This is a genomic window from Grimontia indica (assembly GCF_000333895.2).
GTDB lineage: Bacteria > Pseudomonadota > Gammaproteobacteria > Enterobacterales > Vibrionaceae > Enterovibrio > Enterovibrio indicus.
Map to the genome: position 1 here is coordinate 73695 of NZ_ANFM02000010.1, position 22664 is coordinate 96358.

Below are 22664 nucleotides of genomic sequence, written 5' to 3' on the forward strand. Positions count from 1 at the left end.
GCTGCCGCCTGCGTGGGGTTTTAACTTAACGGCTCTTACTTGTCGTAGTGAATAACAGTACGGATGCTTTTACCTTCGTGCATCAGGTCAAATGCTTCGTTGATACCTTCAAGACCCATGGTATGAGTGATGAAGTCATCCAAAGCGAATTCACCCGCCATGTAACGCTCTACGATCTCTGGTAGCTCTGAACGGCCTTTCACACCACCGAATGCAGAACCACGCCATACGCGACCGGTAACCAGTTGGAATGGACGGGTAGAGATTTCCTGGCCAGCACCGGCAACACCGATGATGACAGACTCACCCCAGCCTTTGTGGCAGCACTCTAGCGCTGAACGCATGACATTGACGTTACCGATACATTCGAATGAATAATCCACACCACCGTCGGTCAGTTCAACAATGACGTCCTGAATAGGTTTGTCGTACTTGCTTGGGTTGATGCACTCAGTTGCACCCAGCTTTTGAGCCAGCTCGAACTTGCTCTCATTGATGTCAACACCAATGATGCGGCTTGCACCTGCCATTGCTGCACCAATGATAGCTGAAAGACCGATGCCACCCAGACCAAACACAGCCACAGTGTCGCCTTTTTGGACCTTAGCGGTGTTGAGTACTGCGCCCATACCGGTGGTCACACCACAGCCGAGAAGACATACTTCCTCTAGCGGCGCATCTTTGTTCACTTTGGCCAGAGAAATCTCGGGCAACACTGTGTACTCGGAGAAAGTTGAGCAGCCCATGTAGTGGTAGATTGGCTGACCATCTTTGTAAAAGCGGGTGGTGCCGTCTGGCATCAGGCCTTTGCCTTGAGTCTCACGGATTTTCTGACACAGGTTGGTTTTACCTGATTTACAGAACTTACATTCGCCACATTCTGGGGTGTAAAGGGGAATAACATGATCACCCACTTGAACGCTGGTGACACCTTCACCCACTTGTTCAACAATACCGCCACCTTCATGGCCCAGAATTGCAGGGAAAATACCTTCTGGGTCATCACCTGACAGGGTAAATGCATCGGTGTGGCAAACGCCAGTTGCGATAATACGCACCAGTACTTCGCCCGCTTTTGGCAGCATGACATCCACTTCTTCAATGCTAAGTGGTTTGCCGGCTTCCCAGGCAATTGCTGCGCGTGATTTGATAAATTGTTCTGCCATTGAAAGCATCCTCATTAGTAAAGGGCTAGTCCCTTAACGTCTAACCCTAGGCGATATATCTTGGTGGAGCGAGTTCACTTTTGTGACACGCTGAATTTGAGTGATAGTCTATTTATTTCTATTCGTGTGATAATCCATTTAAATTGCAATTAACTTTTACTGGTGAGAAATAATGTCAGATTGGCAAGGGGTTTCAGAGTTTTTGGCCGTGGTCGAAACCGCAAGCTTTACCAAAGCGGCCAGCCGTCTCGGAGCTTCAACGGCACATGTGAGCAGGCAGGTGGCTTTGCTCGAGGAGCGCCTTAATACCCGGCTTTTGTTTCGTACAACGCGAAAGGTATCGACCACAGAAGAAGGCGATATCTATTATCAGCATTGTCGGTTGCTGGCAGACGGGTTAAAAGAAGCAGAGAGTGCAGTCACCCAGTTACACGAAACACCAAACGGCCATATCAAATTGACTGCTCCGGTAACTTATGGGGAAAAAGTAGTCATGCCATTGATACTGGATTTTATGGATGCCTATCCTGAAATTCAGATAGAGGTAGATCTGACCAATGCGACGCTAGACCTTGTCGATTCATCTTGTGATGTCGCATTGAGACTGGGGCGATTGGTAGATTCTTCCATGGTGTGCAAGCGTCTTGCCACACGTCGTCTTATTGTCTGTGGTTCTCCGGATTACCTTTCCAAATTTGGTACCCCCCACACCCTTTCTGAACTGGCACAACACAATTGCCTGCGTGGGCAACACGACTATTGGCGTTTTAGAGAGGAAGGAAAAGAACGTACAGTAAGGGTGCGCGGAAACCTTCGTTGTAACAGTGGTATTGCGTTGCTCGATGCTGCAACTCGCGGTAATGGGCTAATCCAGCTTCCGGATTACTACTTGCAGGAGGCTTTGGGCTCCGGTGAGGTCGTCAAAATACTGAATGCCTATGAGGATTTGGAGGAGGGGATTTGGGCACTTTTCCCACACCGCCGTCTGCAGCCCCTTCGTGTCAAGCTATTGGTGGACTTTCTGGCGGCCAAACTGGCAAATCAGCCTAAGGAATAGCGCCTATAGGGTGATATACTCCGCCGCATAGCAAGAGTAAGGTTAAAGTACACAGTGACACAGAGCGAAATAGATCAGCAATTTATGCGCCGGGCGATGGAGCTGGCGGGCAAAGCAGAGTCCGAAGGTGAGGTTCCCGTCGGTGCAGTTGTCGTGCATGAAGGTGTGGTCATTGGAGAAGGCTGGAATCGCTTGATTGGCCAACATGATGCCACCGCTCATGCGGAGATGATGGCGCTACGTCAGGCAGGTAAAGTATTGCAAAACTACCGCCTGTTGGATGCGGTGCTTTATGTCACCTTGGAGCCTTGCCCAATGTGTGCGTCCGCCATGGTGCATAGCAGGATTGGCAAAGTGGTGTTTGGCGCGCCCGATTACAAGACTGGTGCGGCGGGAAGTGTCATGAACTTGCTGAGTTATGACGGCGTTAACCATCATGTTCAGTATCAGGGTGGGGTGTTGGAAGAGGAATGTCGCGAGCAACTGCAGGCATTTTTCCGCCGTCGTCGCTCAGAAAAGAAAGCGGAAAAAGAAGCGCGTAAAGCTGCGCAAAGCCCTTCTGACGAAAATTAAAAACTCTCGTCCATCATGGCGAATTCGCGTATCGCGAACGTGCGTTGGCGCCATAGCACCTTCTTCAGTGCCACATTGCGTTGGCGTTTACGACGGTTCGACGCCGCGCTGGAGTTACGGGAAAAGTTAGCTTGTGCCTTTCTTTTCTTGGCAAACATCGTACGTTCCTTTTGAAAAAATAAGCGCAGCCCCGCTGCGCTTATTGATATTTATAGTCGTCCTTTATTAAAGCACGATGACAGCATGATTCTCTGATAAACCTAGTTCTTCGTGTCGGCTTTTTCCTGAGTTTCTGGTGTTTTTCCCGCACTCTCTGCTTCATCTGCCACGGGTGTCGATTCAAGCGTATCAATCACTTCACTGACACCTTCGCCAGGTACGTCTTCCACTTTGATGGTTTGCAAGCCATCCAGATCGTCAGCTGCATCACTAGTGATGGCTTCCGCTTTATCTTGCTCATACCCAACCATACTCTGGTAGTAACGACGAATATTTTCCACATAGCTTAGCGCCTCATAACCACGCGCAAAGCCATAGCGGGTTTGTTTGTAATACTGGCGCTTCGCCAACAGAGGTAGACGTTGTTTAACATCGGCCCACGAATCTGGGTTCCCACCTTGCGCCTTGGTCAGGCGTCGCGCATCCATCATGTGGCCGAAACCAATGTTGTAGGAAGCGAGCGCAAACCAAATTTTTTCGTGCTCGTTAACGCTGTCAGGTACGCGATGTAGCATTTTGCGCAGGTACTCGGCACCACCGCGAATGCTTTGCTCTGGGTCGAGTCGGTTCTTCACACCCACTGATTTTGCTGTCGGCAGTGTCAGCATCATCATGCCACGCACCCCTGTTGGTGATACAGCGCGGGGATTCCAGTGAGATTCCTGATAGGAAAGTGCAGCCAGCAGACGCCAGTCAAACTCATCAGCGTACTTCTTAAACAGCGGCTCCCATTCAGGCAGTTTGGAGTCAATGGCTCGCAAGAAGGCGCGGGTATCGACAAAGTCAAAGCTGTCGACGTGGCCGAAGTACTTTTCTTCGAGTGCCGCCAATTCACCGCTTTGGGTCTTCTTACCGAAAAACTCAATCATCAAAGCGTAAACACTGTCATCCTGCGACTTCTTCATAAACCAAGCCACAGGTTCATCTTCTGTCAGGCTCAAGGCGATAGTGATGGAAGGGTGGGTACGTTGCACGAGTGCAATGTCCACGGAATCGGCAATGGTAAAATCCAGCTTACCGTCAGCGACTTGTTTGAGCAGCTCATCGTCGTCAGTGTCTTTGACGCTTTCCCAAATAAGTTCTGGGTATTCACGCTGAATAGCTTGAAGAGTGAGAGCATGGCTTGAACCTTCCACCACAGCAACGCGCGCGCCGTCTTTGTTGAGTTCGGTCAGATTGCGCGGACGCCAGTGACCGTTTTTGTATACCAACTGCTGACTAACATAGTAATAAGCAGGCCCAGGGCGGAAATGCTCCAGACGGTCTTTGGTGATGGTTAAGCCAGCCGCGATGATATCAACATCACCACGCTCTACGGCAGGGAACAGACCTGACAGCGTATAAGCGGGTTGCATTTCTAGCTTCACGCCCAGGCTTTGAGCGAATTGGGAGGCCAGTTCATAGTCGAGGCCGGTTGGGCCATCGGGACCAATGTAGTAAGAAAGCTGGTTATTTAGCGTGCCCACGCGCAATACGCCGCGGTCGCGGATTTTTTCCAGCGCGGTTCTGTCATCATACTTCCACTCGCAGCCTGCGAGGAAAAGCATCAGGAAAAAACCGGTAAGTAGTTGATAGGTTCGTTTTACAGCGTTCGAGTTCAAAAAGTTATGCCTACCTCTAAAGTTTGAAGACTGTTATATCAAAGCTCGCCGTATGCGGAAAGTTAAGCTGCAACCGTTACTTGGGGAATCCTCAGAATAGTGACAATAAACGCCAGTCAAAAAAAGTTACGCAAACGGTTGCGTCAAGTGTTACGTCGCTCACTTTTTTCCCCTATAATACCGCCCCGAAGCCTTTAGAAGTGGTATCGACATGGCTTTCCCATCTCATTTGCGCAATGTAAATCATGGGGTTAGGTCAATATTACTTTAATTCACCGCTAACCGAGAGACGTACGCACATGGAAATTTTGCGTGGTTCCCCCGCTCTGTCCGAATTTCGAGTCCAAAAACTGCTGGAAAGCTGCAAAGCCAATGATTTGCCTGTGACCAGCCTCTATGCTGAGTATATCCACTTTGCTGATCTCAGCGCGCCTTTGAGTGAGGACGAGAAGCAAAAACTGGATCGCTTGCTCACTTATGGTCCAACGATCGCAGAGCATGCACCTACAGGAACCCTCTTCCTTGTTACACCACGCCCCGGCACCATTTCCCCATGGTCTTCTAAAGCTACCGACATTGCTCGCAACTGTGGCTTAGCTCAAATCAAACGTCTTGAGCGTGGTACTGCTTACTATGTTGAGTTGTCTGGTGAACTGTCAGAAGCGCAGCAAAAAACGCTGGTTGGCCTGCTTCACGATCGCATGATGGAAGTGGTATTTGGTCAGTTCGACGAAGCTTCTGCATTGTTCCAAGCGGCAACGCCTGCACCAATGACGGCAATAGATGTCTTGGGGGGCGGACGCGAAGCACTGGAAAAAGCCAACGTTGAGTTGGGTCTGGCGCTGGCGGAAGACGAAATTGATTACTTGGTGGAAAGCTTCACCAAACTGGGTCGTAACCCGAACGACATCGAACTCATGATGTTTGCACAGGCAAACTCTGAGCATTGTCGTCACAAGATTTTCAATGCGGACTGGACCATCGATGGTGTTGAACAGCCAAAGAGCCTGTTCAAGATGATCAAGAATACGTTTGAACACAACAGTGAATACGTGTTGTCAGCGTACAAAGACAACGCAGCTGTGATGACAGGTTCTAATGTGGGTCGATTCTTCCCGAATCCAGAGTCACGCCAATATGATTACCATCAGGAAGACGCACATATCCTGATGAAAGTGGAAACCCACAACCACCCAACGGCGATTTCTCCATGGCCTGGTGCTTCAACCGGCTCTGGCGGCGAAATCCGTGATGAAGGCGCAACCGGTATCGGTGGTAAGCCAAAAGCGGGTCTGGTGGGCTTCACGGTATCTAACCTGCGTATCCCTGGCTTTGAGCAGCCTTGGGAAACTGATTTCGGCAAGCCAAACCGCATTGTTAATGCGCTGGATATTATGTTGGAAGGCCCTCTGGGTGGCGCCGCATTTAACAACGAATTTGGTCGTCCGAACTTGCTGGGTTACTTCCGTACTTACGAGGAAAAGGTGACCTCGCACAACGGTGAAGAAGTACGTGGTTACCACAAGCCAATCATGATTGCGGGCGGCATGGGTAACATCCGTGACCAGCACGTACAGAAAAAAGAAATCCCAGTTGGCGCGAAGCTTATTGTTCTTGGCGGCCCTGCGATGAATATCGGTTTGGGCGGTGGTGCCGCGTCTTCAATGGCGTCTGGTCAGTCGACCGAAGATCTGGATTTTGCTTCTGTTCAGCGTGAAAACCCTGAGATGGAACGCCGCTGTCAGGAAGTGATTGACCGCTGTTGGCAGCTTGGCGAGCAAAACCCAATTGCGTTTATTCACGACGTGGGTGCGGGCGGTATTTCGAATGCCCTGCCTGAGCTGGTGGATGACGGCGAGCGCGGCGGTAAATTCCAGCTGCGTGACGTACCGAATGACGAGCCGGGTATGAGCCCACTGGCAATTTGGTGTAACGAATCTCAAGAACGCTATGTGATGGCGGTTGCGCCAGAAAACATGGACGTGTTCGATGCCATCTGTAAGCGCGAACGCGCGCCATATGCAGTGGTAGGTGAAGCGACTGAAGAGCGTCATCTAACGCTGGAAGACAGCCACTTCGACAACACACCAATCGACATGCCAATGGACATTCTGCTTGGCAAGCCACCGAAAATGCATCGTGATGTGACCTCTTTGAAAGTGGAAGGTCAGACAATTGCCCGTGATGGCATCAACATTGAAGAAGCCACCCAGCGTGTGCTGCGTTTGCCTTCAGTGGCAGAGAAAACTTTCCTTATCACCATCGGTGACCGCACCGTAACCGGTTTGGTTGCGCGTGACCAAATGGTCGGCCCTTGGCAGGTGCCTGTGGCGAACTGTGCGGTAACGGCAGCAAGCTACGACACTTATCACGGTGAAGCCATGTCGATGGGTGAGCGCACGCCAGTTGCACTGCTGGACTTTGCTGCGTCTGCGCGTCTGGCAGTCGCTGAATCCCTGACTAACATTGCCTGTTCTGACATCGGCGATCTGAAGCGTATCAAGCTGTCTGCAAACTGGATGGCCGCTGCGGGCCACCCGGGCGAAGATGCTGGTCTGTATGAAGCAGTGAAAGCGGTGGGTGAAGAGTTATGTCCAGCGCTGGATCTGACCATTCCTGTGGGTAAAGACTCGATGTCTATGAAGACCCGCTGGGACGAAAACGGTGAGCAGAAAGAAAACACTTCGCCACTGTCTCTTATCATTACCGCATTCGGCCGTGTCGAAGATGTACGCAAGACAGTCACGCCTCAGCTTCGCACTGACAAAGGCGACAGCGCACTGGTTCTGGTCGACCTTGGCCAAGGTCAAAACCGCATGGGTGCAACCGCGCTTGCGCAGGTTTACAAGCAGTTGGGTGACAAGCCTGCTGATGTTGACAGCCCAGAGCTGCTGAAAGGCTTCTTCAATGCAATGCAAACGCTGGTACGCGACGAAAAACTGCTGGCTTACCATGACCGTGGTGACGGTGGTCTTTATGTGACACTGGCGGAAATGGCGTTTGCTGGTCACGTGGGTGTGGAAGTGGATATCAACACTCTATCTGCTGAAGGCGAGTGCAGCGATGAGCTGGCAGCGCTGTTCAACGAAGAACTGGGCGCTGTGGTTCAGGTTCGCACCGAAGATCTGGATTCTGTGCTGTCGACGCTTTCTGCATACGGTCTGGAAACCTGTAGCCATGTGATTGGTACCCTGACAGAAGACGATGCTGTTCGTATCTGGAATGGTGATGCATTGGTGCTGGATCAGAACCGCACTGAGCTTCGTACCATTTGGGCGGAAACCACTTACCAAATGCAGGCAATGCGTGATAACCCACGCGGTGCTCAGCAAGAATTTAATGCGAAGAAAGACGTTACTGACCCAGGCTTGTCAGCTAACCTGACCTTCGATGTTCAGGAAGATGTCGCGGCACCATTTATCGCAACGGGTGCACGTCCTCAAATGGCAATTTTGCGTGAGCAGGGCGTGAACTCCCATGTTGAAATGGCAGCGGCGTTTGACCGTGCTGGCTTTGACGCTAAAGACGTTCACATGAGTGACGTGCTGGCAGGCAACATTTCGCTGGAAGAGTTCAACGGTTTGGTGGCATGTGGTGGCTTCTCTTACGGTGACGTACTGGGTGCAGGTGAAGGTTGGGCGAAATCTATCCTGTTCAACGAGCAGGCACGTGAGCAGTTCGAGCGTTTCTTCCACCGTGGCGATTCGTTCGCTCTGGGTGTGTGTAACGGCTGTCAGATGCTGTCTAACCTGCACGATTTGATCCCAGGCGCAGACTTGTGGCCGCGTTTCGTTCGCAACGAATCTGAGCGTTTTGAAGCGCGCTTCAGCTTGGTTCAGGTTCAGGAGAACCCATCTCTGTTCCTGAGTGGTATGGCGGGCTCTCACATGCCTATCGCGGTTTCTCATGGCGAAGGTCGTGTAGAAGTGCGTGATGCTGAGCATCTCGCTGCGATTGAGCAATCAGGCACTGTCGCGCTGCGTTATCTGGATAACTTCGGCGAGGTCACGCAAGATTACCCGGCGAACCCGAACGGTTCTCCAAACGGTATCACTGGCCTCACCACTCGTGACGGTCGTGTGACCATCATGATGCCGCACCCAGAGCGTGTATTCCGCACTGTGGCGAACTCATGGCACCCAGATAACTGGGGTGAAGATAGCCCTTGGATGCGTATGTTCCGTAACGCGCGCGTCAAGCTGGGTTAACTGAGGACGTTTAAAACGCCAAACTTGTGACACAAGCCGCTACCTTCTGGTGGCGGTTTTTTTATCCGATTGCATCCGGTATCGGCGAAAGGGTAAAGTGTCCCGGCAATTTTATGGAGAGAAATGCAATGGACAGTGCAATCAGCTTTACGCTTATTCCATCCGGACAGGTGCCGGAATCCCTGCAGTGCCGTTTTCCCTCGTTGGCAAAACTGAACGATCCTGAATCGACGAAAGAGCTCCCTATGCTGGTTGCCGAAAAAGAGGGTGAACCTGTTGCTGTGGCTGTGCTTCAACATGAAAAACGCCACAACGGCATCATGGTGGAAGATGCGACCTTGACCCTGCTTGAAGTCGATCAGGCGAGCCGCCTTCAAGGCATTGGTAAAAATTTGCTAAATGCATTGGAAGCTTACGCAGCAACGGTAGCATGTGAGTTAAAAGTGGACTGCGGTGCGGTGATCGGACGTAAACCTATGCAGGCGCTGTTGACCAACTCAGGCTATGAGCCACCCTTTGCGTGTGGCGAGACCAAAACCACGACATGGAAGAAGTCTCTGGTTTAATACGGGAAATTGTTAAGGAAAACCGCGCCAACGGAACAGTGTAGGGTTACAATTAGTGATGTTGCGCAATGCAGAATTTAAGGGAATGAGACATGAAAAAAATTGAAGCGATTATCAAGCCGTTTAAGCTTGACGACGTGCGCGAAGCACTGGCGGAAGTCGGCATTACCGGTATGACAGTTTCGGAAGTTAAAGGTTTCGGCCGCCAAAAAGGTCACACCGAGTTGTACCGCGGTGCGGAGTACATGGTGGACTTCCTGCCAAAAGTAAAATTGGAAATCGTCGTGGCTGCTGATGCCGCAGACCAGTGCGTTGAGACCATTGTGCAAACAGCACAAACTGGCAAGATCGGTGATGGTAAGATCTTCGTCACTGACGTAGAGCGCGTCGTGCGTATCCGTACTGGTGAAGAAGACGAAGAAGCGATTTAATCGTCTCTCATCCAAGTTTAAAGCCTCCCAATCGGGAGGCTTTTTCGTTTGGATCACCTGACTTAATAGCAGACCACGTAACGGTCGGGTCTGTGGTTCATAGTCAGCACCAGGTTCAGAACAAAAGCGCCAACAACAGAGCACGCTAGCAGCCATGGCGAAACAAAGAAAAATGAAGCAAGCAGGATGGCAATATCAATTGCCATCTGTACATTGCCCGCACGAACGCCGAACTTGTCCTGACAGTAAAGCGCCAGCACATTGAAGCCCCCGAGACTTGCGTTATGGCGGAAGATCATCAACATGCCCACACCCATTAGCAATCCGCCAATCAAACCGCAATACAGGGGTTGTAGCCAGCCAATAGTAAATACATGTGAAATGTGGTCGACGATTAACGACACCATGCCACCTGCAAAGACACTACGAAGGGCAAACTGGGTACCAAAACGCTGCCATCCCATAATGTAGAAAGGCACGTTCATCAGAAAGTAAATGGTACCGAATGAGAGGTCGGTAAACTGGGTGATCAAAAGTGCCAGACCTGTCGTACCGCCAGTAAGCAAACCTGCCTGCTGCAGGAAATAAACACCCTGCGCCACAATGAACGCACCGGACAGGACGGCAATCATGTCTTCAAACTGTGAATGTTTGGGCTGATAACTCAACGCAATAACTCCTAAAAATGTGTCGTTTTTAAAGGGATTCACGACGCAAGAATGTACTCACAAAAATCCGGGATGTTTGATTCTCTCTGGAATCATTCCGCGGTGTCGCTTTCACAGTAAATAGATGAAAAGCAGGGCATCTTAATGAGATTGCATAAGGGAGGAAAGAGTCGGGGTAAACTCGCGTAAGCGCTTGTGTCAGCAGCAGCTTACGAGGTGTAAAGATTTGTGGTTTACAGTCTGTGACATTGGTCAATGTGAATTCAATTCATGATTGGAATGAGAAAAGACCATGTTCAGTCAGGCAAAAAAAATGTGATTCCTACTACCTGTTGCGCAACAAATTTTGTAGAATCGCAGCCAATAGGAATGCAATGACGAAAACGTTTGCGTCCGCATGGATACTGGCGTTTTTAATTTGGTGTAAATCAACCCAAACCAGGTTGACCCGATGATTTGCCTAAGCGAGTTATCCGGTCAACTTGGTACCCAGGGAACTATCTGAGTCAGGAGATACAGATGCTAAAGCGTGACATGAACATCGCTGATTACGATGCGGAGCTGTTTGCCGCGATCCAGGAAGAAACTGCACGTCAGGAAGAGCACATCGAGCTCATCGCGTCAGAGAACTACACCAGCCCTCGCGTTATGGAAGCGCAAGGTTCCCAACTGACTAACAAATATGCGGAAGGCTACCCAGGCAAGCGCTACTACGGCGGTTGTGAGTACGTAGACAAAGCAGAAGCGCTGGCAATCGACCGCGCGTGTGAGTTGTTCGGTGCAGAGTATGCGAACGTTCAGCCACACTCAGGTTCTCAAGCAAACAGCGCGGTTTACATGGCGCTGCTGAACCCAGGCGACACCGTTCTGGGCATGAGCCTGGCTCATGGTGGTCACCTGACTCACGGTTCACCAGTTAACTTCTCTGGTAAGCACTACAACGTGATTCCTTACGGTATCGACGAAGCTGGCCAAATCAACTACGACGAAATGGAAGCGCTGGCGCTTGAGCACAAGCCTAAGATGATCATCGGTGGTTTCTCTGCGTACTCGCAAATCGTTGACTGGGCGCGCATGCGCGAAATCGCTGACAAAGCAGGTGCTTACCTGTTCGTTGACATGGCGCACGTTGCTGGCCTGATTGCGGCGGGTGTATACCCAACGCCAATCCCACACGCACACATCGTGACCACAACCACGCACAAAACGCTGGCGGGTCCTCGTGGCGGTCTGATCCTGTCTAACGCAGGCGAAGACATGTACAAGAAGCTGAACTCAGCGGTATTCCCTGGTGGTCAGGGCGGCCCTCTGATGCACGTTATCGCTGCAAAAGCTGTTGCGTTCAAAGAAGCGATGGAACCAGAGTTCAAAGCATACCAGCAGCGCGTAGTAGACAATGCTAAAGCGATGGTTGCGCAGTTCCAAGAGCGTGGCTACAAAGTGGTATCTAACGGTACTGAAAACCACCTGTTCCTGGTTGACCTCATCGACAAGAACATCACAGGTAAAGAAGCGGATGCAGCACTGGGTGCCGCGAACATCACTGTGAACAAGAACAGTGTTCCTAACGATCCACGCAGCCCATTCGTGACTTCTGGTATCCGTGTTGGTTCTCCAGCGATCACCCGTCGTGGTTTCACGCAAGATGACGCGAAAGAATTGGCTAACTGGATGTGTGATGTTCTGGATAACATCGAAAGCCAGGAAGTGATTGAAGCGACGAAAGCGAAAGTACTGGAAATCTGTAAACGTCTGCCAGTTTACGCATAAGCCGTTATCTGATTGAAAAAAGCACCTTCGGGTGCTTTTTTTGTGCCTGTTTTCACCACTTTCGCGCTTTCTCAGGTCTGCAAATCGGTTACACTGTTCACCAATTGTTTAAGGAGGCGAGATGCACTGTCCATTTTGTGGTGCGAATGACACCAAGGTCATTGATTCACGACTGGTCGCAGACGGCCATCAGGTGCGTCGTCGTCGCCAGTGTTTGGCGTGTAACGAACGTTATACTACGTTTGAAACTGCAGAGCTGGTGATGCCGCGTATCATCAAGACCAATGGCAACCGAGAGCCATTTAACGAAGATAAATTGCGTGGCGGTATTCAGCGAGCTCTTGAAAAGCGCCCGGTGAGCACGGACGATATCGAAAAGTCTATTAACACCATCAAATCAACGATTCGCGCAACGGGCGAACGTGAAGTGTCTTCGACGCTGGTAGGCAATTTGGTGATGGATGCGCTGAAAGAACTCGATAAAGTCGCTTACATTCGCTTTGCGTCTGTGTACCACAGCTTTGAAGATATCCGAGACTTCGGTGAAGAAATCGCCCGCCTGGAAAAATAAGCGGATACATGTTTTCAATTTTTGATTCTCAAATGATGCTGCGAGCCATCGAGCTGGCAAAACGCGGCATCTATACCACCGCGCCTAACCCTAGCGTTGGTTGTGTCGTCACTCAGGGTGATGACATTGTCGGCGAAGGTTTTCACTTCCGTGCCGGTGAACCGCACGCAGAAGTGCACGCCCTTCGTGCTGCAGGTGAAAACGCCAAAGGCGCCACAGCCTATGTCACCCTTGAGCCATGCTCCCATTACGGGCGCACTCCTCCTTGTGCTGATGCATTGATTGCTGCGGGTGTCAGCCGTGTCGTTTGTGCCATGGTCGATCCAAACCCAAAAGTTGCAGGGCGCGGTATACAGCGTATGCGTGATGAGGGTATTCAGGTTGATGTAGGTTTAATGCAGGCACAAGCTGAAGCACTGAATCCCGGTTTTATCAAAGTAATGAAAACTGGTTTGCCGTTTGTACAGTTAAAGCTTGCCTCCAGTCTTGACGGTCGCACGGCGCTGGCAAATGGTCAGAGTAAATGGATCACCGGGGATGAAGCCCGCGCCGATGTGCAGGTGTTTCGTGCTCAAGCAGGTGCCATTCTCTCAACCAGTCAGACGGTACTGGACGACAATCCGTCTCTTAACGTGCGTTGGGAACAACTGCCCGATGCCGTGAAAGCGCAGTATGCGCAAGACAATTTACGTCAGCCGGTCCGCGTGATCCTCGACACCCAGAGAAAGGTGAAAGATGATGCGCACCTTTTCTCATTGGACGGGGAAGTTATCATCGTAACGGCATCTCACGCAGATTCAGGTAATGACACGGTAAAACTGCTTACCGTCGCCAAAGAAGCGGGACAGCTTGATCTTAATAGCGCTCTGCGTGCCTTGGCATCTCATGGCATCAATCATATCTGGGTGGAAGCGGGCGCGACTCTGGCGGGTAGTCTTCTGAAGGCTGGCTTGGTGGATGAGCTGATTATCTATCAGGCCCCTAAACTAATGGGAAGCGACAGTCGTGCTTTGGTGAACTTGCAGGGCATGACCTGTATGAGTCAGGTGCCAGCCTACGAACTGACAGACGTGACCTGTATCGGCGATGATGTGCGTCTTCGCATGCAAAAAACACAGCCAAAGTAACAATCAAAGCGAATCTATATGTTTACAGGAATTATCGAAGCGGTTGGTCATATCCAGAAAATCACCCCTAAAGGTGGTGACATTTCGCTGACCGTGGAATGTGGCAAGCTGGATCTGGCTGACGTGAAGCTGGGCGACAGCATCGCCACCAATGGTGTGTGTCTGACCGTGGTCGAATTGACCGGAAAGGGTTATGTGGCGGACCTATCGGGTGAGACACTTAACCGTACTGCTTTTGCAACCTATAAAGCGGGCCAGAAAGTGAACCTGGAAAAAGCCATGCTGCCTACAACGCGTTTTGGTGGTCATATGGTTTCCGGCCATGTCGACAGCGTGGCGACGGTTGTTTCACGCACTCAAACAGGGCGTGCGATTGAGTTTTGGCTCGAAGCACCAGCAGAGCTTGCCAAATACCTGGCCGAGAAAGGCTCGGTGACGATTGATGGTATCAGCTTGACGATCAATGCAGTGGATGGCAATCGATTCAAACTTACCATCGTTCCGCATACCGCTCTGGAAACGACGATCGAAGATTTCACTGTCGGATACCAAGTCAACATCGAAGTAGACGTGATTGCCCGCTACCTTGAACGATTAATGATGGGCGACCGTGCTGCGCAGCAAAGTGGTGCAGGCGGTTTGACCATGGCAAAGCTCGCTCAGTCGGGCTTTTTGAGATAACAGAACCGGATTGCCGGTAAGAACAGGGACAGAACCATGCCAATCAGCAGCGCAGCAGAGATTATTGAAGACATCCGTCAGGGCAGAATGGTTATCCTGATGGACGATGAAGATCGTGAAAACGAAGGCGACCTCATCATTGCAGCAGAGAAAATTACGCCGGAAGCCATCAACTTTATGGCGACATATGGCCGCGGTCTGATTTGTCTTACCATGACTAAAGATCGTTGCCAGCGCCTTGGTTTGCCTCTGATGGTCAGCGACAACAACGCGCAATTTTCGACTGCCTTTACCGTTTCTATTGAGGCAGCAGAGGGCGTGACAACGGGTATTTCTGCCGCTGATCGTGCACGTACGGTCGAAGCGGCGGTTGCACCGAATGCAGTTGCTGCAGATTTGGTTCAGCCGGGACATATCTTCCCGCTGATGGCTCAGGATGGTGGTGTACTGACCCGAGCGGGACACACTGAAGCAGGTTGTGATTTGGCGCGTCTTGCGGGTTTTTCTCCTGCAGGTGTTATCGTTGAAATACTCAATGAAGACGGCACCATGGCACGTCGTCCGGATCTGGAAAAATTCGGTGAGAAGCACGGTATCAAACTGGGTACCATCGCTGATCTGATTGAATACCGTAACAACAACGAAACCACCATAGAGCGCGTAGCTGAGTGTAAGCTGCCAACGGAATATGGTGAGTTTGACCTAATCACCTATCGCGACACCATCGACAGCCAGGTGCATTATGCCCTGCGTAAAGGAGAAGTGAGCAACCAGCCAACGCTGGTACGCGTGCACCTCCAAGATACCTTTACCGATTTACTGCATTCTGACCGTTCTGCAGAGCGTAGCTGGTCACTCAGCGATGCAATGAAACGTATCAATGCTGATGGCGGTGTGCTTGTGATTCTCGGCAAAGAAGAGTCTTCTCAGTCCATCATTAACAAAGTGCGGACTTTTGAAGCTCAGGACAAAGGCGAGAAACCGGCAGCAGCCAAATGGCAGGGTACCAGTCGTCGTGTTGGTGTAGGCTCGCAAATTCTGGCGGACTTGGGTGTGACGGACATGCGTTTGTTGTCTTCAACCAATAAACGTTACCATGCACTTTCAGGCTTTGGTCTGAAAGTGGTCGAGTATGTCGTTGACTAAACTGAAACGACGCTGACAAAGAAAACGCAGCTTAAGCTGCGTTTTTTTATTCCGAAACAGGCTGGATTGGACGTAATACCAATCGTAGTAAATATCTGCTCATCCTAGCTTGTTAAAATGCTCGATAACTGCATTGAAAAATTTGATTGTAGAATAACTGCTTATCGAAATTTTCGCCTTGTTCTCGAGCATTTTTCCTGCGCTATTTATGATCATCTACCTACTGTGATTGGTATAAATTCCCAAGCGGCATAAGCGCTGGCGGCTTTGCTGAAAAGTGTGATAGAATCCCGCGGTTTCTCAATCCGGATAAATAAGTCATAGGAAGGCCCATGAAGGTAATCGAAGGTGCATTCGCAGCACCAAATGCTCAAGTTGCTATCGTTATCTCCCGTTTCAACAGCTTTATTAACGAAAGCCTGCTGGATGGTGCTATTGATGCGCTGAAGCGTCAGGGCCAAGTAAGTGAAGACAATATTACTGTAGTACGTTGCCCAGGCGCTTACGAGTTGCCGTTGGTGGCGCAACGTGTTGCAAAAAGCGGCCGTTACGACGCTATTATCGCGCTGGGATCAGTGATCCGAGGCGGTACGCCACACTTTGACTATGTGGCCGGAGAATGTAACAAAGGTCTGGCACAGGTTGCGCTTGAGTTTGATACTCCTGTTGCATTCGGCGTGCTGACCGTAGACACCATTGAACAAGCCATCGAACGCGCGGGTACCAAGGCTGGTAATAAAGGGGCAGAGGCTGCACTAAGCGCGCTTGAAATGGTAAACGTACTGTCCCAAATCGAATCCTAATCGGGGGTTACTGTGAAACCAGCCGCACGGCGCAACGCGCGCCATTTTGCACTACAAGCAATCTACTCATGGCAACTAACGCAAGGCAACGTAGCTGATATCGAAGCTCAATTCCTTGCGGCAGACAACTATGAAGAAGAAGAGCATCAGGCGGAAGAACCACGTCTGCGCCAACCAGAAACTGACGTAGATTACTTCCGTGATCTACTGGCAGGTGTTGTTCTGAATTATCAGGAAATGGACAGCAAAATGCGTCCTTACCTGTCTCGTCCAATTCAGGATCTGGACGAAATGGAACACGCACTTCTTCGTCTGGCTATGTATGAACTGTGCAAACGCGAAGACGTTCCTTACAAAGTAGTTATTAACGAAGCGATTGAGCTGGCGAAGCGTTTTGGCGCGGAAGACAGCCACAAATTCGTGAACGGTGTGCTGGATAAAGCGGTACCGACGCTGCGTAAAAAGTAATATCGAGTTAAGACTTCAAAGGCCAGCGACGCTGGCCTTTTTCTTAGGAAAGGACTGATGGCCGGTAACGAATTCGACCTGATAAACCGTTACTTTAAATCGCAGCCAGTCACGCGCCGCGATGTGGACTTAGGCATAGGGGATGATGCAGCTATCATCACGGTGCCGGAAAACTGTCAACTGGTCGTCACGACCGATACACTGGTGGCAGGAACCCATTTTCTCCCTGATGCTGATCCCGTAAAAGTGGCGCACAAAGCGTTGGCTTCCAACTTAAGCGATCTCGCTGCCATGGGCGCTATGCCAGCATGGTGTTCTCTTGCTTTGACACTCCCTGAACCGAATGAAACTTGGCTTGCAGCCTTCTGTGGCGGTTTTTACAAGCTTGCTGAGTATTATCAAGTCCAATTGGTGGGTGGTGACACGACAAAAGGTCCCCTGAGTATTACGATGACTCTTCAAGGTTTTGTTCCTGCGGGTAAAGCCATTCGTCGTGATAGTGCGAAAGCCGGGGACTGGTTGTATGTGACGGGGAGCCTTGGCGACAGTGCTGCAGGTTTGGACGTTATCTTGAATGGCAACGCGCCTAAGAATGACACCGAAAACACGCTGCTGAATCGCCACTATTATTCTGAGCCAAGAGTACTGGCTGGACAGGCTCTTCGTGAAATTGCGTCGTCTGCGTTGGATATCTCTGATGGTCTGGTGGCGGACCTTAAGCACATCCTGAAAGCCAGCGGTGTGTCCGCTGTTATCAATGCAGAAACCCTGCCTGTATCTGAAGAGTTAGTAGCGTTTGCAGGCGGTGAAGAAGCAGCAAGGAAAATCGCATTGACCAGTGGCGAAGAGTACGAGCTTTGTTTTACTGTACCTGAGAGTCACCGTGGTGCGGTGGATGCGGCTTTTGCGCATACCAACACCGCAGTGACCTGTATCGGTCAGGTTCGCCATGGTGAAGGTATAACCGTGCAATGGCAGGGAAAGCCTGTCGATTGGTCCCTGGGCGGCTGGGATCATTTCTCCGAGTGATGTATGGATAATCCAATTAGTAAAATTCGTCTTTCGAATCCTGTTCATCTTTTGGCAACAGGCTTTGGCTCCGGCCTTTCTCCCATAGTACCCGGCACCATGGGCACCTTGGCTGCGGTGCCGTTTTATTATTTACTTGTGAGCTTGTCTCCTATCGCATTGGCAATCGCTATTGTGTTGGGTTCGTTGGCAGGGATTTACCTTTGCGAACGTACCTCCAGCGATATGGGCGTACACGACCATGGCAGTATTGTCTGGGATGAGTTTGTCGGCTTTTGGATCACCATGTTCCTTGTCCCTGTGACTGATTGGCAGGTTGTGCTGGCTGGATTTATCATTTTCCGTTTCTTTGACATGGTCAAACCCTGGCCTATCAGCTGGCTGGACAAGCAAGTTCATGGCGGCTTTGGCATTATGCTGGATGATGTAGTCGCTGGCCTGATGTCGATGGTAACGCTTTGGGCAGGTTATACCTTCTTGTTTAACTGACAGGATTGAAAGCTTTTCGAGACTGGAATCAATCGCTCTCACTATGGTTGAGGTACTGACGAAGCCGCTCAATTCGCGAGCGGTTTTGAGCCATTGTTTCAACCGCAGGGCGGAGCGCGTCGTTCAATGTTGGCACTTCACACCAACTTGGATCGGGGTGCCAGTTATCTACCCAGCCAATTACCTCTTCCCTGATCATAGGTTTGGCAATGCCGAACCCTTGCCCAAGATCGCAGCCCAGCCAGACTAGCATCTGAGCCTGCTCTTTCGTTTCCACCCCTTCTGCCAGCACTTCGCGGTTGAAGGTGTTCGCCAGTGATATCACACCTTCCAAAATGGCTAAATCATCAGGGTCTATCAGCATATCCCGGATAAAACTTCTGTCTATTTTGAGTGTCTGTGCGGGCAGCTGTTTCAGATAGGTAAGGGAGGCGTAGCCTGTACCAAAGTCATCTATTGCAAATGCGACGCCGAGCTTCCGGCACTGGCAAATGACTTCAGAAACGGCTTCAAAATCTTCAAATGCGCTAGTCTCTAAGATCTCCAACTCTAACTGCTCGGCCTTGATTTGAGGATAGCGGGCAAGTCGTAAACGGAGATGATGAATGAAGTCTTTTTGCAGTAGATGGTGGGGGGCGAGGTTGACGCTCACCGTGGTACTCAGTCCGTTTTCCTGCCAGTAAACCAACTCAGCCAGAGCTGTATCAATCACCCAGTTGCCGACATCGATAATCAAGGCAAGGTTCTCGATTTGAGGAATGAACTCAATTGGGGTGAGCTCGCCCTTGCTCGGGTGCAGCCAACGGATCAAAGCTTCAAAGCCAATCAACTCACCGGTTCGGAGGTTTACCTTGGGTTGATATCGGAGAAAGAGTTCGCCGTTTTCAATGGCATTGGTGATCTGGCTGAGTTTCTCGTTCTGACTTTTCAGGCTTTTCTCTAAATCAGCATCAAAGAAGTGGTAACGCCGTTTGCCTTTGAGCTTGGCCTGATACATCGCGTAGTCAGCCTGTCTCAACAGTTTGTCTGAGTTCACATCCTCGGACTGCGGATAGGTGGTGATACCAAAGCTCGCCGATACCTGAACCAAGTTGCCATTGACCTCCATCGGTTCTGAAGTGGCGGCCAAGAGGCGGGGGAGCAGGGGCTGACAGCACTCTGGCGACTGTAGATCAGCTAAGACGGCGACAAACTCATCACCACCAATCCGGGCGATGGTGTCGCTGTCCCTGAGGACATTTTTCATCCGAATGGCGAGTTGCTGAAGTAAAAGGTCTCCCACTTCATGACCATAGGTATCATTGACGGGTTTGAAGCCATCAAGGTCGAGGAAAATGACAGCGATGAATTGCTTGTGGCGCTTGGCCTGCTTCATGGCATGTTTCAGTCGGTCCCCCAAAAGCAGACGGTTAGGCAGTTCGGTTAGCTGGTCGAAATGCGCAATCTTCTCCAGTTTGTGTTCGTGTTCCTTGTAGGCTGTGATGTCAGAAAAGACAGCGACATAGTTGATTGGGTTCCCCAGTTCATCTGTCACCGCGCTGATGGTAAGAAGTTCTGGATACATTTCGCCATCTTTGCGTCGGTTCCAAATTTCACCACTCCAGTGCCCCTTTTTCTCAAGTGAGCGCCACATATCCTTGTAGAACTTTCCATCCTGCTTGCCCGATTGCAAAACGCTCGGGTTTTTACCCTTCACTTCGCCCAGTGAATAACCTGTGATGCGGCAAAACGCTTCGTTCACTTCAATAATTCGGGTTTGGCTGTCGGCTATGATGATACCTTCTCGGGCATGGGTGAAGACTTTGGCGGCCAGTTTCAGGTTTTCTTCGGCTTTCTTATGGGCAGTAATATCCTGATGGGTTCCGAGCACTTTGAGGGGGCGACCTTGGTCATCCCATTCCACAATTTTCCCTCTGGCCAATACGTGGACCCATTGCCCTGAAAAATGCCTGAGGCGGATATCGCAGTCGTAATAGTCTTGCTCCCGAGCAAAAAGCTTGGCGAGTTGTTGCTCAGAAAGTATTTTGTCTTCAGGGTGGATGAAGTGTTTCCAGTCCTGATTCGGAGGGCCATTGAGTGCCTCTAAATCCCAGCCCAAAATATCTGACCATGCGCCGTTATAGGTAATATATCCGCTGACCACATCCCATTCCCAAGTGCCCGTTCGGGTACCTTCAATCACGTTTTGGAGTCGTGAATGCTCCAGACTCAGCGAGTTATGGGAGTGGCGGATGAGGCTTATCATATTGTTCATGGTGGTGCTAAGGGAGGAGAGCTCTTTGTTCGCGAAGTCAGGAATATGCGCGACGGGAATACCACTCATATCACGGGTGCTGATGGCTTCCGCGATGTCTTCGAGTGGTTTGACGAAAAAGCGGTTAGAGAAGTACAGCAGAAGACTGATGAGAACCGTACCTGCAACGATGGAGGAGGCAACTGTTTGCCGCAGTTGTTGCGTCAGGTTCTTTCTCAGTTGCTCATCAGACATGTGGATCACGATATTGCCAAGCATTTCTCCTTCTTTAGTGAGAATGGGGGCAGAGCGTGAAAACATGGTGTTTTCTAAAAGCTTACTGTGCAAAGGAATATCGTCGTTATAGGTAACGAGTTCTCCTTTCTCATTGCGAATATAGCCATAAACGTATTCGGTTTGGCCGAGAATGTTCGCCATTGCTCTGTCATGAACCAATACCGCAAAGAGGTCATGAAGACGGGCTTCAGCACGAATGAGGTTGCTGTATTCATTCGGGGCGTAGGACTCCACAAAAGGGGCAATGGTTTCGGTGAGACGCTCTGTACTTTCTTGTACCTTTTCTTCCATGTAGGCGACGGTTTCACGTCGCTGATCGAGATAAACCAGCACCGAGGATAAAGAGAAAACGGCGATCACGGCGACACAGATAGCGATCGCCAGGTGAGTAAACAGTGAACCTTTACGAGAAGGTTTATCCGTCATCGACTGTCTTCCATTCCCAGGACGTTTCGCCTGATTTGCGGCATCAGAGAATCAACATTGGTTTCTGATACAGCTAACACGGGCAAAGAAATGGTCTTCTTAACCGGTTTTCCCTGAAGGTGCTTTTGAAGTGTAGAGATGGCCATCTCACCCATCAGAAAAGGCTGTTGCATACCAGCACCGACTAGCTTTCCGTTTTCGAGCATGGCGGGGAATTCTGGCTCAGCATCAAAGCAGAGCAATAGGATTTCGCCTTTCTTGCCTGCATCCCTGATGGCATCCAGTGCTGCCTGATAGCGATCTGAACCTTGTAACCACAGCCCTTTAAGGTCGGGATTGGCTTCAATAAGGGCAATCGCATGATCGTAGGTTTCTTGATATGAGAAGTCGACTTGCTGTTTGAGACCTGCCGGCTGGTAACCTTTTTCGTCGATGGCGCGGAGGAATCCTTGGGTTCTTGCCCGGCCATTCTCGCGTTTTTGTGGAATCGAGATGATGCCAACTGTGGCGTCTTTCCAGCCCCGCGCGCTGAATGCTTCTGACAGGATCAATCCCAAATCATAAGCGCCAGTGAAGTTATCCGAGGCGATGTAACTGATGTAATCGCCATCATCGGCTCCAATATCAGCAATCACCACGGGAACACCAGCTTTTTTCGCGAGTTTTAGAATAGTCACCGCACTTGAGGAATTGGTCGGGGAGATGATGAGCCCACTAATCCCTGATTTCAGCGCCTTCATCGTGTTTTGCAGTTCTTGTTGTTTGCTGTTTTTCGCCGAGTAAACATCAACCTCAAACCCCAACTCTTCCCCACGATGCTCTATGCCACGTTTTAAAATGTCCCAAAAAGGGATCCGCGCGTCGGACACCAGATAGGCAACGCGGGGTGTGTTTTCACTTGCTGAACCAGGAAAGATAAAAAAGCCCAGACAAAAGCCGAGAATGAGTAAATAGGTTCTTTTCATTTCCTTACCGCCATGACAGTAACCAATTGATATAACAGTTTTAAGCAACCCAATAAGCGTAGTCTCAAATATGAGAAGTTGCGTGTTTTCGTTGGTGAATGTGAGCGGTGTGAAACTTAGAAAAGAAAACGGCGCTGAAAGCGCCGTTTTGATGAGAATAACGAGGGTCT

The 22664-nt window shown here is 50.4% G+C and carries 20 protein-coding genes; 14 read left to right on the top strand and 6 right to left on the bottom strand.

Going from position 1 to position 22664, the window contains the following annotated elements:
* Positions 1-35: 35 nt before the first annotated feature.
* Positions 36-1166: an S-(hydroxymethyl)glutathione dehydrogenase/class III alcohol dehydrogenase gene (locus D515_RS05970; RefSeq protein ID WP_002536976.1), complete on the bottom strand. Its 1131-nt coding sequence runs from the start codon at positions 1164-1166 to the stop codon at positions 36-38.
* Positions 1167-1338: 172 nt separating this feature from the next.
* Between D515_RS05970 and D515_RS05975 the strand changes: the two genes are divergently transcribed.
* Positions 1339-2223, top strand: coding sequence for a LysR family transcriptional regulator (locus tag D515_RS05975; RefSeq protein WP_002536977.1), 885 nt, complete (start codon positions 1339-1341; stop codon positions 2221-2223).
* A 54-nt stretch (positions 2224-2277) separates the two neighbouring features.
* Positions 2278-2796 (top strand): tRNA adenosine(34) deaminase TadA, encoded by a 519-nt coding sequence (gene tadA / locus D515_RS05980; protein ID WP_002536978.1) that lies wholly within the window; start codon positions 2278-2280, stop codon positions 2794-2796.
* Here tadA and D515_RS25975 read toward each other — a convergent pair.
* Together D515_RS25975 and mltF are read right to left on the bottom strand one after the other, a co-directional pair.
* On the bottom strand, positions 2793-2954 hold the full coding sequence (locus D515_RS25975) for a hypothetical protein (RefSeq protein WP_002536980.1): 162 nt from the start codon (positions 2952-2954) through the stop codon (positions 2793-2795). The genes tadA and D515_RS25975 overlap by 4 nt on opposite strands.
* A 102-nt stretch (positions 2955-3056) precedes the next feature.
* A complete protein-coding gene (mltF, locus tag D515_RS05985; protein WP_002536982.1) occupies positions 3057-4562 on the bottom strand; it encodes a membrane-bound lytic murein transglycosylase MltF in 1506 nt (501 codons plus the stop codon).
* A gap of 353 nt (positions 4563-4915) precedes the next feature.
* Here mltF and purL point away from each other — a divergent pair, with 353 nt between their 5' ends.
* The 3 genes from purL to glnB all read left to right on the top strand — a co-directional run bounded on the left by purL (position 4916) and on the right by glnB (position 9821).
* Complete coding sequence (purL, locus tag D515_RS05990; RefSeq protein ID WP_002536984.1) at positions 4916-8824, top strand: phosphoribosylformylglycinamidine synthase; 3909 nt, start codon at positions 4916-4918, stop codon at positions 8822-8824.
* A 128-nt stretch (positions 8825-8952) separates the two neighbouring features.
* Positions 8953-9390, top strand: coding sequence for a GNAT family N-acetyltransferase (locus tag D515_RS05995; protein ID WP_002536985.1), 438 nt, complete (start codon positions 8953-8955; stop codon positions 9388-9390).
* A 92-nt stretch (positions 9391-9482) separates the two neighbouring features.
* Positions 9483-9821 (top strand): nitrogen regulatory protein P-II, encoded by a 339-nt coding sequence (glnB, locus tag D515_RS06000; RefSeq protein WP_002536987.1) that lies wholly within the window; start codon positions 9483-9485, stop codon positions 9819-9821.
* 62 nt (positions 9822-9883) lie between these two features.
* Here glnB and D515_RS06005 read toward each other — a convergent pair whose 3' ends face one another.
* Positions 9884-10453 (bottom strand): DUF6198 family protein, encoded by a 570-nt coding sequence (locus D515_RS06005; RefSeq protein ID WP_051997479.1) that lies wholly within the window; start codon positions 10451-10453, stop codon positions 9884-9886.
* A gap of 555 nt (positions 10454-11008) precedes the next feature.
* Here D515_RS06005 and glyA point away from each other — a divergent pair.
* The 9 genes from glyA to pgpA all read left to right on the top strand — a co-directional run bounded on the left by glyA (position 11009) and on the right by pgpA (position 18573).
* Positions 11009-12259, top strand: a complete 1251-nt coding sequence (glyA, locus tag D515_RS06010; RefSeq protein WP_002536991.1) for a serine hydroxymethyltransferase — start codon at positions 11009-11011, stop codon at positions 12257-12259.
* Between the two features lie 121 nt (positions 12260-12380).
* A complete protein-coding gene (gene nrdR, locus D515_RS06015; protein ID WP_002536993.1) occupies positions 12381-12830 on the top strand; it encodes a transcriptional regulator NrdR in 450 nt (149 codons plus the stop codon).
* A gap of 8 nt (positions 12831-12838) precedes the next feature.
* Entirely contained in the window at positions 12839-13957 is a 1119-nt protein-coding gene (gene ribD / locus D515_RS06020) for a bifunctional diaminohydroxyphosphoribosylaminopyrimidine deaminase/5-amino-6-(5-phosphoribosylamino)uracil reductase RibD (protein WP_002536994.1), read from the top strand.
* A gap of 18 nt (positions 13958-13975) precedes the next feature.
* Positions 13976-14638: a riboflavin synthase gene (locus D515_RS06025; RefSeq protein WP_002536995.1), complete on the top strand. Its 663-nt coding sequence runs from the start codon at positions 13976-13978 to the stop codon at positions 14636-14638.
* Positions 14639-14674: 36 nt separating this feature from the next.
* The gene (gene ribBA, locus D515_RS06030; protein ID WP_002536997.1) at positions 14675-15784 is read left to right on the top strand and encodes a bifunctional 3,4-dihydroxy-2-butanone-4-phosphate synthase/GTP cyclohydrolase II; all 1110 of its coding nucleotides are present in this window, start codon (positions 14675-14677) and stop codon (positions 15782-15784) included.
* A 332-nt stretch (positions 15785-16116) separates the two neighbouring features.
* Positions 16117-16587 carry a 6,7-dimethyl-8-ribityllumazine synthase gene (gene ribH, locus D515_RS06035; RefSeq protein ID WP_002536998.1) on the top strand — a complete coding sequence of 157 codons (471 nt, stop codon included), beginning with the start codon at positions 16117-16119 and terminating at the stop codon, positions 16585-16587.
* A 12-nt stretch (positions 16588-16599) separates the two neighbouring features.
* Positions 16600-17055, top strand: coding sequence for a transcription antitermination factor NusB (gene nusB, locus D515_RS06040; protein ID WP_002537000.1), 456 nt, complete (start codon positions 16600-16602; stop codon positions 17053-17055).
* Positions 17056-17112: 57 nt separating this feature from the next.
* Complete coding sequence (gene thiL / locus D515_RS06045; RefSeq protein ID WP_002537002.1) at positions 17113-18084, top strand: thiamine-phosphate kinase; 972 nt, start codon at positions 17113-17115, stop codon at positions 18082-18084.
* A 3-nt stretch (positions 18085-18087) separates the two neighbouring features.
* Entirely contained in the window at positions 18088-18573 is a 486-nt protein-coding gene (gene pgpA, locus D515_RS06050) for a phosphatidylglycerophosphatase A (protein ID WP_002537003.1), read from the top strand.
* Positions 18574-18601: 28 nt separating this feature from the next.
* Here the strand turns inward: pgpA and D515_RS06055 are convergent, their stop codons facing one another.
* Complete coding sequence (locus tag D515_RS06055) at positions 18602-21529, bottom strand: bifunctional diguanylate cyclase/phosphodiesterase (RefSeq protein ID WP_002537004.1); 2928 nt, start codon at positions 21527-21529, stop codon at positions 18602-18604.
* The gene (locus tag D515_RS06060) at positions 21526-22494 is read right to left on the bottom strand and encodes a substrate-binding domain-containing protein (protein ID WP_039849692.1); all 969 of its coding nucleotides are present in this window, start codon (positions 22492-22494) and stop codon (positions 21526-21528) included. Before D515_RS06060 ends, D515_RS06055 begins: the two co-directional genes overlap by 4 nt.
* Positions 22495-22664 lie beyond the last annotated feature (170 nt).

What these genes read in the sequence shown, in the direction of transcription:
- D515_RS06055 (WP_002537004.1), bottom strand. Translation starts at nt 21,529, where the DNA reads ATGACGGATAAACCTTCTCGTAAAGGTTCACTGTTTACTCACCTGGCG.
- thiL (WP_002537002.1), top strand. Translation starts at nt 17,113, where the DNA reads ATGGCCGGTAACGAATTCGACCTGATAAACCGTTACTTTAAATCGCAG.
- ribBA (WP_002536997.1), top strand. Translation starts at nt 14,675, where the DNA reads ATGCCAATCAGCAGCGCAGCAGAGATTATTGAAGACATCCGTCAGGGC.
- D515_RS06025 (WP_002536995.1), top strand. Translation starts at nt 13,976, where the DNA reads ATGTTTACAGGAATTATCGAAGCGGTTGGTCATATCCAGAAAATCACC.
- glyA (WP_002536991.1), top strand. Translation starts at nt 11,009, where the DNA reads ATGCTAAAGCGTGACATGAACATCGCTGATTACGATGCGGAGCTGTTT.
- D515_RS05995 (WP_002536985.1), top strand. Translation starts at nt 8,953, where the DNA reads ATGGACAGTGCAATCAGCTTTACGCTTATTCCATCCGGACAGGTGCCG.
- mltF (WP_002536982.1), bottom strand. Translation starts at nt 4,562, where the DNA reads ATGCTTTTCCTCGCAGGCTGCGAGTGGAAGTATGATGACAGAACCGCG.
- D515_RS25975 (WP_002536980.1), bottom strand. Translation starts at nt 2,954, where the DNA reads ATGTTTGCCAAGAAAAGAAAGGCACAAGCTAACTTTTCCCGTAACTCC.
- D515_RS05975 (WP_002536977.1), top strand. Translation starts at nt 1,339, where the DNA reads ATGTCAGATTGGCAAGGGGTTTCAGAGTTTTTGGCCGTGGTCGAAACC.
- pgpA (WP_002537003.1), top strand. Translation starts at nt 18,088, where the DNA reads ATGGATAATCCAATTAGTAAAATTCGTCTTTCGAATCCTGTTCATCTT.
- D515_RS06060 (WP_039849692.1), bottom strand. Translation starts at nt 22,494, where the DNA reads ATGAAAAGAACCTATTTACTCATTCTCGGCTTTTGTCTGGGCTTTTTT.
- nrdR (WP_002536993.1), top strand. Translation starts at nt 12,381, where the DNA reads ATGCACTGTCCATTTTGTGGTGCGAATGACACCAAGGTCATTGATTCA.
- purL (WP_002536984.1), top strand. Translation starts at nt 4,916, where the DNA reads ATGGAAATTTTGCGTGGTTCCCCCGCTCTGTCCGAATTTCGAGTCCAA.
- ribD (WP_002536994.1), top strand. Translation starts at nt 12,839, where the DNA reads ATGTTTTCAATTTTTGATTCTCAAATGATGCTGCGAGCCATCGAGCTG.
- D515_RS06005 (WP_051997479.1), bottom strand. Translation starts at nt 10,453, where the DNA reads ATGATTGCCGTCCTGTCCGGTGCGTTCATTGTGGCGCAGGGTGTTTAT.
- ribH (WP_002536998.1), top strand. Translation starts at nt 16,117, where the DNA reads ATGAAGGTAATCGAAGGTGCATTCGCAGCACCAAATGCTCAAGTTGCT.
- D515_RS05970 (WP_002536976.1), bottom strand. Translation starts at nt 1,166, where the DNA reads ATGGCAGAACAATTTATCAAATCACGCGCAGCAATTGCCTGGGAAGCC.
- glnB (WP_002536987.1), top strand. Translation starts at nt 9,483, where the DNA reads ATGAAAAAAATTGAAGCGATTATCAAGCCGTTTAAGCTTGACGACGTG.